This is a genomic window from Nitratireductor sp. GZWM139 (genome assembly GCF_030068685.1).
In the GTDB taxonomy this organism is placed as follows: Bacteria; Pseudomonadota; Alphaproteobacteria; order Rhizobiales; family Rhizobiaceae; genus Nitratireductor; species Nitratireductor aquimarinus.
In genome coordinates, this window is sequence record NZ_JAMQML010000006.1 from 102,442 (window position 1) to 115,675 (window position 13,234).

Sequence of the window (13,234 nt, forward strand, 5' to 3'; positions counted from 1 at the left end):
TCCTATGTAGGCGACAGCGCAGGGGAAAGCGATAGGCAAAGCGGATGGCGGCACTCTAATTTCCCAGAATGATGTCGAGGATGGAGGTCTGGCTGCGCTGCGGCGCACCGCCGACATCCGCCGGTGGCACGGGGCGGCGCACGGAGGCCGTGTGGTCGGGGTTTCCGCCGCCGGGTGCGGGCACTGGGGCTGGCACCGGGGCGGGCGGTGTAGGCCGGGCCTCAGAGGCCTGCGACGCTTGTGTGTTGGCGCCGCCATTACCGCCAGAGCCAACAGCGGCTTGCGGGACGGGGCGCTCCTGAGGCTGCGCGGCGACGCCGCCGCCGAAGGATGCGCCGGGCGACCAGGAGCCGGGCAGGCGCTTTACGGGGCGGCCCTTCTCGGCCTCTTCCATGAAAGCCTTCCATGCCGGCACGGGCAGGGAGCTGCCCGTCGCCCTGGTGGATTTGGACGTGTCGTTGCCGAACCACACGCCGGTCACCAGATCGGCGGTGTAACCCACGAACCACGCATCGCGCGACTGCTGCGTGGTGCCGGTCTTGCCAGCGGCGGGGCGACCGATGGCGGCTGCGCGGGCGCTGCCGTTTTCCACCACGCCCTGCATCATCGAATTCATCATGCCGATCACTTCCGCGCTTGCCACGCGCGTCATGCGTGGCCGGTCATGCTGATAGAGCACCTTGCCGGAGGAGGTGGTCACGCGGGTGACGAAATGGACCTCCGGGCGCAGTCCGCCGGTGGCGAAGGGAAGGTAGGCCGCCGTCAATTCCAGCGGCGTGACCTCGGAGGTGCCGAGCGCGATGGAGGCGTTGGCCTTGAGGTCGGACTCGATGCCCATGCGTTGCGCCAGTTCCACCACGGATTTGGGACCGGCTTCCACGGCAAGCTGCGCTGCAACGGAGTTGAGCGAGCGGGCCAGCGCTTCCGACAGGGTGACGGGGCCGTAATACTTGCCCTTGTAGTTTTCCGGCTTCCATTTGCCGATCCTGATCGGCGCGTCATTGCGCACGCTGTCGGGGCGGCGACCCTGTTCCAGCGCGGCCATGTAGACGAAGGGCTTGAAGGCGGAGCCCGGCTGCCGGCGCGCCTCGGAGGCGCGGTCGAACTGGCTGTTGGCGTAGTCGTAGCCGCCCACCATGGCGCGCACTGCGCCCGTGGTGTCGATGGAGACGAGCGCGCCCTGGCTGACCGCCAGCTTGCCGCCCTTCTCGTCGATCAGGCTGCGGATGGTCTTTTCGGCCTGTTTCTGAAGCCGGAAGTCCACCGTCGCCTCGACGATGATGTCGTTCTTCACATCGCCGATGAGGCCGGGGAGTTCTTCCATCACACGGTCGGCGAAATAGTGTTCGGAGCCGGTCCAGTAGGCGGCGGCGCGGGTGGCGGGCCGGCTCATGGCGGTGGTCATCTCGCTGTCGCCGATCATGCCCTGGTCGCGCATGGCGGTCAGCACCACCTGCGCGCGGGTTTCGGCGGCCTGCGGATCGCGCGCCGGCGAAAGGCGCGAGGGCGCTTTCAGAAGGCCCGCGAGGAGGGCGGCTTCCGACAGGGTGACGTCGCGCGCGGACTTGTTGAAATAGCGCCGCGAGGCTGCCTCGACGCCATAGGAGCCGGAGCCGAAATAGACCCGGTTCAGGTACATTTCGAGGATCTGATCCTTGGAGTGCTTCTGCTCCAGCCATAAGGCGAGCAGCACTTCCTGCACCTTGCGCTCAATGGTGCGGTCGGGCTTCAGGAACAGGTTCTTGGCAAGCTGCTGGGTGAGCGTGGAGCCGCCCTGGGTCAGCCGCCCGGCCAGAAGGTTTTCCGACATGGCGCGCGCAAGGCCGATGGGGTCGACGCCGAAATGCGAATAGAAACGGCGGTCCTCGATGGCGATCACGGCCTGCGGGATGAAGGGCGACATTTCGTGCAGGCCAACGGCCTCGCCGCCGGTCATGCCGCGATTGGCGATCAGCCCGCCATCGGCGGAGACGATCTTCACATTGGGTGGCCGGTCGGGGATTTCCCAGGTGGTGGCGGAGGGCATTTTCGCGCCGTAATAGGCGGTGATGCCCACGGCGGCGATGCCGCCCCACAGCGCCAGCACGAATGACCAGTAGACGGCGGTGCGCAGGAAGCCGAAGAAACCGCCGCCACCGCTACCACCGGCACCGCTCTTGCGGCGCGGGCCTGCGCGGCGGGCGCTTTTTCCGCCTTTGGTGCTCTTGCCCTTTGCGGGCTTGCGCCGCTGGCGCGAGGGCACGACGCGATCGGCGTCACCGAGCTTGAGATCATCGCCGCCACGGCGCGCGGCGGGCGCGTCGAATGTCGGTTCGATCCTTCGGTTTTTCGTCTTACGCGCCATACAGCCTGTTGCCCCGTGATCCTGTGCCCGCATTGCCAAGTGCGGGCACAGTAAAGGGCAGCGGTTTAAGGCGCAGTTAAGTCAAATTAAACGAAATCGACCGGGTTGCGCTCAGCTGTGGGCAAAAATGTCGGCTTCTTCCCAGCCCATCAGGTCCAGCTTGGCGCGGGTGGGCAGGAAGCGGAAGCAGGCATCGGCCTCGCGGGTGCGCTTCTCGCGCTCCAGGCGCACGATCAGCTTTTCGCGCAGCTGGTGCAGGTAGAGCACGTCGGATGCCGCATATTCGAGCTGTTCGGGCGAAAGCGTCTCGGCGGCCCAGTCGGACGATTGCTGCGCCTTGGACAGGCTGACGCCGAGCAGCTCGTTGCACAGATCCTTCAGGCCGTGACGGTCGGTATAGGTGCGGGTGAGGCGCGAGGCGATCTTGGAGCAGAACACCGGCTCCGGCATGACGCCGAAGCTGTGATAGAGCACGGCCAGATCGAAGCGCGCATAGTGGAACAGCTTGGTGATCTTGCGGTTCTTCAGAAGGGCGACGAGGTTCGGCGCTTTTTTCTGCCCGGCATCGATCTGCACCACATCGGCGGTGCCGTCGCCCGGCGAAAGCTGGACGACGCAAAGCCGGTCGCGATGCGGTTTCAGGCCCAGCGTCTCGGTGTCGATGGCCACGGCGTCGACATCGTAATTGCTGAGATCCGGCAGATCGTTCTTGTGAAAGCGGATGGTCATGTCTTCTTCTTCCCGGCTTACTGCTTGCTCAGGGCATCAAGAATGCGGGCCCAGGAGCGCTGGCCGCGGTGGAACGAGTTGAGGTCGTATTTCTCGTTGGGTGAGTGGATGCGGTCATCCTGCAGGCCAAAGCCCACAAGCAGCGTCTCCATGTCGAGCATGCGGCGGAATTCGCCGGCAATCGGAATGGAGCCGCCCATGGCGATGGCCACCGCCGGCTTGGACCACTCGTCGGTCAGCGCGGCCTGCGCCCTGGTGACAAGCGGCATGTCATAGTCGAGCTGGAAGGCGGGCGAGCCGCCATGCGGATGGAACTCCACCCGGCAGTCGTCGGGCAGCCGCTCTTCGACAAAGGCGCGGAAGGCGGCGCGGATCTTTTCAGGATCCTGCTTGTGTACGAGACGGAAGGAAACCTTCGTCGAGGCTTCGGCCGGGATGACCGTCTTGAAGCCTTCGCCGGTGTAGCCGCCGGTGATGCCGTTCACCTCTGCCGTCGGGCGCGCCCAGACCAGCTCCAGCGCGGAACGGTCCTTCTCGCCGAACAGTTTGGAAAGGCCGATGGGGCCGAGGAAATCCTCGGTGGTTTCGCCGAGACCTTCCCAGGTTTTCAGGATCTCTGCCGGCGTTTCTTCCACGCCTTCATAGAAACCGGGCACGGTGACGCGGCCATTCTCGTCGTGCAGGTCGCCGAGGATGCGCGCCAGAACCGTGATCGGGTTGGCGGCGGCGCCGCCGAAGAAGCCCGAATGCAGATCGCGGTCGGCGGCCTTGATGGTGATCTCCTCACCGACCAGGCCACGCAGGCCAACGCAGACCGCCGGCGTATCGCGGTCCCACATGGCGGTGTCGCAGACCAGCGCAAACTCTGCGGAAAGCTCTTCGCGGTTTGCTTCCAGGAATGGGCGCAGCGACGGGGAACCGGATTCCTCCTCACCCTCGAACAGGATGGTGATTTTGCAGGGCAGCTTGCCGTGAACCGACTTATAGGCGCGGCAGGCTTCCACGAAGGTCATGAGCTGGCCCTTGTCGTCGGAAGAACCGCGACCGAGGATCGCCTTGCGGCCCGGCTCGATCTCCTTGATCGACGGGGAGAACGGGTCTTCGTCCCACAGCTCCAGCGGATCGACCGGCTGCACATCGTAATGGCCGTAGAACAGCACGTGCGGGCCTTCGCCATCATGATGCGCCACCACCATGGGGTGACCTTCAGTGTCGCGCACGCTGGCGTCGAAACCGATGGAGTTCAGATCGTCCACCAGCCATTCGGCAGCCTTGCGGCAGTCGGCGGTGAAGGCCGGATCGGTCGAGATCGACTTGATCTTCAGAAGGTGGAAAAGCCGCTCCAGACTCTGATCGATGGAACGATCGAGCTGATCGAGAACCGGGGCGAGATCGGACATGGAAAGCTCCTGAAGACTGTACGGAGAAAATATGGAAGCGGCCTAACACATTCCGGCCGCGGAGAGGAAAGGAAAAAGGGCCGCACGGGCGGCCCTTTGGAATGTGTCGCCGGAGCGAAAGCGCTGCCTCAATAGGGGCAGGCGTTGTCGCTCAGGAAGTTGTGCACCACGATCTCGCCGTCGATGATCTTCTGCTTGGCTGCCTCGACGGTGGCCTTCATCTCGTCGGTCACGAGGTCCTTGTTGTTGTCGTCCATGGCGTAGCCGACACCGTCTTCGGCAAGGCCGAGATCCTGAAGGCCGTAGCTGAACTCACCGTTCTTGGCGTCCATGAAAGCATTGTAGACGGCGACGTCCACCTGCTTGACCATGGAGGTGAGAACCTTGCCCGGATGCAGGCCGTTCTGGTTGGAATCGACGCCGATGCCGAGCTTGCCGGCATCCGCCGCAGCCTGGAGAACGCCAACGCCCGTGCCGCCAGCGGCGTGATAGACCACGTCTGCGCCCTGGTCGATCTGCGTGCGGGTGATCTCGCCGCCCTTTGTGGGGTCGTTCCACGCCGATGGCGTGTCGCCGGTGTAATTGCGAATGACCTTGGCGTCTGCGTTGGCTGCCTTGGCGCCGCCCACATAGCCGCACTCGAACTTGCCGATCAGCGGAACCTGCATGCCGCCGACGAAGCCGACCGTGCCGGTTTCGGAAGCGAGCGCTGCCAGCATGCCGACCAGATAGGAACCTTCCTGCTCCTTGAAGGTCACAGAGCGCACATTGGGCGCATCCACCGCATCATCGATGATGGTGAAGTCGGTGTCGGGATATTCTGCGGCGACCTTCTTCAGGTAGTCCACCCAAGTGAAGCCGGCCATGACGATCGGGTTGCGGCCGTTCTCGGCGAAGCGGCGCAGGGCCTGCTCGCGCTGGGCGTCGTTGGAGATTTCGAACTCCACATATTCGATGCCGGTTTCTTCCTTGAACCGCTCGGCGCCATTATAGGCTGCCTCGTTGAAGGATTTGTCGAACTTGCCTCCCAGATCGTAGATGAGAGCCGGAGCGATCTCATCCGCAAATGCGCTTGCGGACATCGCGGTTGCGGCCAGAAGGCCGAGGACAATACGCTTCATGTGATCCACACCCTGTCGGTTATCCTGTCTCTTTTGCCTGTGCCGCAGAAGCGGATACCGGAACCAAGGCCCGTTCGCTCCCGCGCCCTTGCGAGCATCCCGTAACCGGCCGTGGACCAGCGGGGACGGCATGAGGAAAGCAAATTACTCTCCTCTTGCCAGCACTCTTGCATGGCTGAATTCAAATTTCACGTGGAATTTTGACCGTTCGGAAAAACGACTTTGGATAGTCTTGCCGGGGTTCAGTGGAGAGCATCGGGCCGAAAAGTGGAATCCGGTTTTCGGACATATCAATAGTTCGGAGCGCGCGTTTTGTGGCCGTACGAAAGCGGGCGATCTGCTGCCTGGCTGTGCGGTCTCTTTCCGCGCGCCTTATGAGAAGGCGTGGCGTTTGCGCCGGTATCCGATGGCGTGGAAGAGAAGCGCGAGCACGGCGAAGACCAGCCAGCCCGGCAGGGTGAGAATGTAGATGATGGCCGGATCCCAGATGACGGGGAAGGTGTAGCGCTGGATCAGCGCCTGGCTGAGATTGAGCGTATCGGGCGAGACCGAATACCAGCTTTCACCCAGCGGGGTGATGATGAGCGCGGAAGCGGCGATGGAGCGTGTGGCGTCGATCACCGCCATCACGACGGCGACGGCCAGGGCAAACAGGGCCAGGATTCGAAAGATCAAGCGAAACATCGCTTCCCCTTGGGTGTGTTCGCGCGGTGCATTTGAAACTACCTGTCGAGACATAGGCTGCGGTGCGCGGGATGGCAATTGCGCTACGGAAAGTTGAGCGTTTGTGAACTCCGGACACAGGAAAATGCGTCAAATTGCAAATCTGTCACAGACTGGTCTTGGCATTCGCGATCAGATCGACTAGATGAGCGTCGCGCAGCTGAAAAATGCAGCGCCGTGGAGAGGTGGCCGAGTGGTTGAAGGCGCACGCCTGGAACGCGTGTATACGGGAAACCGTATCGAGGGTTCGAATCCCTCTCTCTCCGCCATATTCTTCCAGTAAAAAGCTGTTTTATCGAGATTATTTTTGTAGGGCATGTTTTATCCCTACTTTCTTTCCCATTGCAGTCCGGCTGGTGAGGTAGAGGTTCAAGGTCGAAAAAAAACGGCCCTGCGATTCTATATTGGTTTCAGGAACGATTCAGGTTCACATCCTCCGTCGCACTCACTGGGACCCTGTTCTCCTTAACCAAACTGATCAGTCGAGCTGCGACTCCTGGATGCTGGGCGAGCGTTCGCTGCTGCTGCTTCACAGATCGCCTTGAAATGTCTGTTCGGTTGCGCACGACGCAATCAGGCGTACGCAAGTACCTACCTTCGATCACAGCGGGTTTGTCTCGCCCCCACCGGGGCCACACCCCCTTTATTTCCTTTGGGTCCCATCACTTATCTACATGTGAATACGAACGAACGCTGAAGCCAATCGAACTTGGACAACAGGCGGGCAGTTGTGATCGATGCAGGCTTGACTCCCGGCAATCGAGACGACGCAATTCAATCTGCGTCATGGCGTTTCTTCAGACAGGCATTCTTGGGGTCGTAGACATACTGTGTAATCGTGCCATCCTTGATCTTCTCAACGGCGTCATCGACCACGAAAAGCGGCACAAGAAACCACTCGCGTGGTACGACCGGCTTGCCAAATCGATCATTGATCTCGATGTCGAGCCGAGCGGACGCGAAGACGCGGTGGATGACGTTTTCCAGTTTACTTCGATTGATGTTGTAGAGCTTGTACGTGGCAATTGTCTCGACGTCCGCCATCAGAAATGTCGGGTCTAGTTTGGCGTTAGCGATCCGCTGCTTCACATCTCCCCTGGTCACGCCGATCTTGTGTAGCACATCGCGGTTGGTGGCGACGCTTGGGTGGTTGGATTTGCTACGAAGAACATAGATTGTGCCGCTCGCTATATCATCGTCGTCGCTTTCACTCGCAAACAGGGGGCCAGCCGTCGGCTCCGTGATGCGCCTTCCTGTTTCGTCCTTGTAGAGCGCTCGCTGCAACGACCGGCGCAGCAGGTTGCTCTCTGTCCCGTTGGAATAAACGACGCGCAAGCGGGCGTCACTTTCCCCGTTCGGGGCACGGAAGGTTTCGCCGACCTCGGCTATATAGGCGACTTGACCGCCAAGGATGAAGAATTGTCCTTCAACAATGTCCGCTTTCAGGAAACCGGCATCCTTTACAAACTGCCGGGTGGTGCGAACACCCGAATCAAGGTCGATCCGCACTTGCTCGAACAGGGGCTTGAACTTCTCGAAATCGGGGCATGGCTCGCGGTTGGCGATCTCCTCGGCTGCGCGCTTTTCGGCGGTAGAGCGTACATGGCGCAACTCGGTAATCTCGGAAGCACCCGCAGCCCCTGCGAGCTCTGTCCAGAGAGCGTCGGCGTCCATATCCTCGGGCATCGCGGGCACGTCTTCCTCGCTGGACAAAAGCCCCTGACGGTCGAGCGGCGCTAGAAGCGAGCGGCACTCCTCCAAGCTACGAAGTCGATCCAACCGCACGGCATAGAGCCGCTCGAATATATCGCGGTCCTCGCCATGCTGCGGCTCGCGGCCATGCTCATCGGTGAACCGCTGAATTTCCTCGAACCCGGCGATGATACGCTCCTGGCGGGGAGTCCGCCCTACTTTCTTCTCCGGCTGGACGAAATCGGCCAGTTCGTCGCGCAGTCCGTCAAGGTCAAGGTCACTCATAGCGGCCCTCATCCTTAAAGCGCACGAAAGCGGCAGCACCTTCGGCCATGCGCTTTTCCCATGCGTCGGTGGAACTTATAGACGGAAGCCGTCCACGCTCCTTCTTGAACTGGACCGCGCGGACGGCAAGTTGCTTTGCTTCCTCCGGAGTAAGGCTGGTTCGCCGAGCGGAAATGGCGGCCGCAACTTGCTTCAGGCTTTCTTCGCTCATGGTCTTGGCGAGGATAGCATAGGCTTCCTGAAAGGGGTTGATCCGGTCGATCAAGTCAATATCCAGCTCGCGCACATCCATTATAAATTTGCGAACGCCGTCGATCAGCGCCGTGTTTGCGCTCGGCTCGTAGTCGGAGCCGTTGCCATCGTGGGCAATCTTCTTGGCCTGTTGTGTGATGTTGAGCGCTGCGATGGCATGCTGCCTTACGGCTTCCTGGTCACCCTCGTCTAACTCGGGATACTTTTCCTTTATGATCTTGCCCAAACGAAGCTGGGTCAGTTCCTCCGGCACAAGCTCTTCATCGAAAAGGCCGCGCTCAATGGCGGGCCTGTCCTGCACAAAGGCCGCAATAACCTCGTTCAAGTCCTTCTGGCAGATACGCTGAGCTTCCTTGCTGTTTGGCTCGACAAGGCCCTTGATCTCGATCTGGAAATGGCCACTCTCTTCGTTGAAGCCGACATTGCATTTGTCCGGTTGGTAGCCTTCTTCGCCGTAATGGAAGCCAGGCGTGGCTGTATCCGTGGCGGCGTTCTTCGGTCTGAACTCGAAGCGAGGAGCCAGCACCTGTTCCATAAGCAGGCTGGCGGCAATGGCCTTGAGCGTGTCATTAATGGCCTCGGTCACGGCTTCTTCCGAAGCATCAGGTTCGGCGATCAGGTTGGTGAAGCGGGCGCGGGTTTTGCCCGGTGCGTCGCGGGTGGCGCGGCCGATGATCTGCACGATCTCGGTCAGGCTGGAACGATAGCCGACTGTCAGGGCGTGTTCGCACCAAATCCAGTCGAAGCCTTCCTTCGCCATACCAAGCGCAATGATGATATCCACATGATCGCGATTGTTCTTCTGCGCGGGGTCTTTGAGCGCGGCGGAAACGCGATCCCGCTTGGCCGCGTCATCATCCACAAGGTCGGCGATGCGGAGGGTGCGGCCTTCCGGCGTTTTGACCAACTGGAAGCCGGTGGAGGGATCGATGCCTTGCCATTCGCCAAGCTCCTCGATGATGTGTTCGACCTCCTTGATCTTCTGCCCGGTGCTTTCCCGCGAATTGACGTTGGGGATGTGGATGATGGTTTTCTCGCTTGGGTCCAGCACCGCGAGGATATCGTCGGAATAAGCGCCGGAGTAGAAGAAATAGCCGATGTCGAGCGATTTCAGATACTCGTAGCCGTTTAGCTGCTCGTAATAGGTATAGGTGACGGTTCCATCCCTGAACTTCGCTTCATCTCGTGGATCAAGAACGGCCTCCGCATCGCCCCGGAAATAGCTACCCGTCATGGCGACGATATGGACCTTGTCGCGGGCAATGAATTGGCCCAAGTGCAGGCCCAGCTTGTTATCCGGGTTGGCGGAAACATGATGGAACTCGTCCACCGCGATCAGCCGGTTGTCGAACGCCTCCACGCCAAACCTGTCCACGGCAAAGCGGAAGGTAGCATGGGTGCAGACCAGAACGTTGTCATCGCTGTCAAGGAAGGCACCGACGCTGTTGACCTTGCCGCCATCCTCGCCGGGCGCATTGCAGAGGTTCCATTTTGGGGTCACCGTCCAGTCTGCCCAAAAGCCGAACTCGGTAAGTGGTTCATCGGCAAAGCTGGAGCCAATACTTTTCTCCGGCACGACAATGATCGCCTGTTTCAGCCCTTGGTTCGCCAGCTTGTCGAGCGCGATGAACATAAGGGCGCGGCTCTTGCCGGACGCCGGAGGCGACTTGATGAGAAGATATTGCTCACCGCGCTTCTCATAGGCGCGCTCCTGCATCGGCCTCATGCCGAGGGCGTTGGCCTTGTTGGTGCTGCCGTTGCGGGCATAGGAAACCGAAACGGAAGGAACTGTTTTCTTTTCGATGGTCACGCTGTTGCCCCCGCCTTCCGTTTCTTCGCTGGTCCCGCCGATGCGGTCATCTTGGTATAAAGATCAAACAGCTTCTCAAGCCGCTCGGTATCATTCCGGAATCGTCGTCCGATATAGATGCGCTCAAGCACCTCGTCATTGCGCTCATGCGTTTCGCGCAAATCGGCAGGCATCTTCTCAGGGTCGTAAAGGTCGGCGATAGTCGCTGGGAAATGCGCCTCGCGTGCCAACAGAATCTCCTCGGCGCAACGAGTTAGGTCCGCCTTGTTCTTATCGGTCAGGGGCGGTACCGGAAAAGTGTTCCAACCAAGCGTGTTGGAATAGGAGAAGTCGGTCCGCATCCGAACACAAACGGTTCCGATCCAAACCCAATGCAGGCGGGATGCGATCAACGCCATGTTCCAGAGTGGAGCGTCATAAAGGGCGAAGTTTCGATCACCCAAAATAATGTGACGATCAACGAGGCCAACAGGTAGAAATGGACGATTTTCGGATGATACCCTCGGGATAACTAGGGCAACCTCATCACGATTTGATCGAAACGCGAACTTATGGGGCACATCAACAGCGTCTCTCGCCCTAGGCCCTGCCGCTGGGCTGCTTCTCTTTTTTCTGACAGCTTCAAACCGTTCCGCGAATGCTTCTTGTGATTTTGCCAGTTCTAAATCGCTATCTTCAACCCACAAGCAGTATCTTTGCCGTCCATTTATTAGCTCAAAAGAGCCAGCAAATGGTCTAACAAGGTGCCTAACGTCATCTCGGATTTCACCAAATTCATCAATGGAATTAACGATCAACTGACCATCATCATCAGCCACATTGCCTGAAATAAATTCAGGGCGACCGTCGACTGGCTTCGCTAATGCTTTAACAATTACATCTGCTGCCGGAACTAAATATGCGTTAATATTTGTGGTTTTTTTTACATTGGTTTTTCCATCATCACCTATCATGTATAGCCATCGCGTGGCTCTGGCGTGGTTACTGATGCCAACAATCACCACAGTTACGCCGGCATTATGACTGGCAAGATTATTCCACTTGAAGTTGGTATGAGCAAAAGCAATCTCATTGCCGGAGCCAAAAATTAGAGGCCAAAGCGTAGGAACCTGTCGTCCCTGGCAGATAGAATTGGTCGAAACAAACGCGGATACTGTGGGTGTATAGGCACCATAGTCCGCCGCCTTCATGAACCATCCGGCGACATAGTCGAGTGACTTCCAGCTCTTAGTGCGATGTGCAAATATCGCTTGAAGATCAGCCTTCTGCTCGTCGTTCTGCCACGTTGAACCGAGATATGGTGGGTTTCCGCAGATATAGGTTTCGCCGCCCTCATTCTCGAAGTCGATCTGCGCTTGTTTTAGTGGCGTCCGAAATAGGTCGTCGCCTACCAGCTTCACGCCGGTCCCGGTTGGCGGGCAGACGCTGAGCCAGTCCAGCCGCAGAGCATTGCCGCAGGTGATCCAGTTCTGGGCGTCGAGAGGTAGGAAATCCTGCAGGGCGTCCTTCTGTCCGCGATAAAGCACATCACACTGATATTCAGCGATAATTAGCGCCAACCGGGCGATCTCAGCGGGAAAGTCGCGTAGTTCGATCCCCCGGAAGTTGGTCAGCGGAATATCCGACTTCCGCCCATCCTCGCCACGACGCTCATTGATGATAGCCTCGATGGCCCGCATTTCCTTGTAGGCAATGACGAGGAAATTGCCGCTGCCGCAGGCGGGGTCGAAAACCCGAATGCGCGCCATGCGGTTACGCAGATTGAGGAGCTTGCGGGCATTACCACCTGCTTCCCCCAGCTTCTCGCGCAAATCGTCGAGAAAGAGCGGATTCAGCACTTTCAGGATGTTGGGGACTGATGTGTAATGCATCCCCAAGGCCCCACGTTCGTCGTCGTCGGCGACTGCCTGGATCATAGAGCCGAAAATGTCCGGGTTGATCTGCTGCCAATCGAGGCCGCCAATATGAAGCAGGTAGGTCCGCGCGATCCGGCTGAACCGCGGAACGTCGAGACTACCCGAAAACAAGCCGCCGTTGACATAGGGGAATATGTCGGCCCAACGGGGTAGCGCGGCGCTCGCCCGGTCCTTGATGGGCGTGTTCATCGCACGGAATATCTCGCCGACCACTTCATGGGTGTTGGACGAATCCCGTGCGCTCATCTGGTCGATGGTGGCGGTGAACAGGCCTGTGCCGTTGAAGATGTCGGTATCCTCCGCGAAGAAACAGAAGATGAGCCGCGCCATGAAATGGTTCATGTCAGGCCTGCGGTCGACGGTGCCCCAATCCGGGTTCTCTTTCAGCAGTTCAACATAGAGCTTATTGAGGCGGCTTGTGGCGCGGATATCGAAAGAACTGTCCCGTAATTGCTTGACGGTGGTGATCCCGGCGAGCGGCAGAAAGAACCCGAAGTGGTTTGGGAAATCGGCATAGGCGCAGGCAACGGTTTCGCCGGATTCGAGGTCTTCGGCTTCGAGAGTGACCCCATCGGTAGCGAGGATGAACTTGGCCTTGGCCCGCGCCGTGGCGGGGCTGGTTCGCAGCGCAGCAAGTTTTTCCGTGACACTAGCGGCGTCGGCAGTAGCGATATGGATGTTGTTTGTCTGGAGAACGCCGCCCAGGTCGGACTTGTTGGACGCGCCGGTTCGCAACCGCTTGATGGTCGTCGCCTTGTTACCGAAGGCTTCGAGGAAGGCGAAAGGGAACTCTGCTGCATCGAATGGCTGTTCGGCAAGCGCGGATATGGCCTCTTCAATCTCAACCGCGTTCATGTGTTCTCTCATTCTCTTTGGGCAATATGCGGAAAACCTCAACCCTGCTCTTTGCTGGCTCGTCGCATGAAGTCGACCATCCCGTAGACGATCTGAGCCTTCACCCG

At 59.5% G+C, this 13,234-nt stretch carries 8 protein-coding genes and 1 tRNA gene; 1 reads left to right on the top strand and 8 read right to left on the bottom strand.

Translation table 11 applies throughout. From position 1 onward, the window contains the following. Positions 1 to 55: 55 nt before the first annotated feature. The 5 genes from NDI72_RS09165 to NDI72_RS09185 all read right to left on the bottom strand — a co-directional run bounded on the left by NDI72_RS09165 (position 56) and on the right by NDI72_RS09185 (position 6,278). Positions 56 to 2,344, bottom strand: coding sequence for a transglycosylase domain-containing protein (locus tag NDI72_RS09165; protein ID WP_283800285.1), 2,289 nt, complete (start codon positions 2,342 to 2,344; stop codon positions 56 to 58). Positions 2,345 to 2,455: 111 nt separating this feature from the next. Continuing rightward, positions 2,456 to 3,073, bottom strand: a complete 618-nt coding sequence (locus tag NDI72_RS09170; protein WP_113153876.1) for a ribonuclease D — start codon at positions 3,071 to 3,073, stop codon at positions 2,456 to 2,458. Positions 3,074 to 3,090: 17 nt separating this feature from the next. Continuing rightward, entirely contained in the window at positions 3,091 to 4,473 is a 1,383-nt protein-coding gene (locus NDI72_RS09175; protein WP_206553446.1) for a dipeptidase, read from the bottom strand. Between the two features lie 128 nt (positions 4,474 to 4,601). Continuing rightward, positions 4,602 to 5,594 (bottom strand): BMP family lipoprotein, encoded by a 993-nt coding sequence (locus tag NDI72_RS09180; RefSeq protein ID WP_113153878.1) that lies wholly within the window; start codon positions 5,592 to 5,594, stop codon positions 4,602 to 4,604. A gap of 372 nt (positions 5,595 to 5,966) precedes the next feature. Then, the gene (locus NDI72_RS09185) at positions 5,967 to 6,278 is read right to left on the bottom strand and encodes a hypothetical protein (RefSeq protein WP_113153879.1); all 312 of its coding nucleotides are present in this window, start codon (positions 6,276 to 6,278) and stop codon (positions 5,967 to 5,969) included. Positions 6,279 to 6,496: 218 nt separating this feature from the next. On the opposite strand from NDI72_RS09185, the gene NDI72_RS09190 reads away from it, so the two are divergent. Then, a tRNA-Ser gene (locus NDI72_RS09190) sits at positions 6,497 to 6,586 on the top strand. A 505-nt stretch (positions 6,587 to 7,091) separates the two neighbouring features. Here NDI72_RS09190 and NDI72_RS09195 read toward each other — a convergent pair. From NDI72_RS09195 to NDI72_RS09205, 3 genes are read right to left on the bottom strand one after another with little or no spacing between them, the layout of a single operon-like run. Further along, positions 7,092 to 8,294 carry a GIY-YIG nuclease family protein gene (locus tag NDI72_RS09195; protein ID WP_283800286.1) on the bottom strand — a complete coding sequence of 401 codons (1,203 nt, stop codon included), beginning with the start codon at positions 8,292 to 8,294 and terminating at the stop codon, positions 7,092 to 7,094. Continuing rightward, entirely contained in the window at positions 8,287 to 10,356 is a 2,070-nt protein-coding gene (locus tag NDI72_RS09200; protein ID WP_283800287.1) for a DEAD/DEAH box helicase, read from the bottom strand. The genes NDI72_RS09195 and NDI72_RS09200 overlap by 8 nt, the downstream gene beginning before the upstream one ends. Next, complete coding sequence (locus tag NDI72_RS09205; protein WP_283800288.1) at positions 10,353 to 13,127, bottom strand: class I SAM-dependent DNA methyltransferase; 2,775 nt, start codon at positions 13,125 to 13,127, stop codon at positions 10,353 to 10,355. Before NDI72_RS09205 ends, NDI72_RS09200 begins: the two co-directional genes overlap by 4 nt. Positions 13,128 to 13,234: the final 107 nt, after the last annotated feature.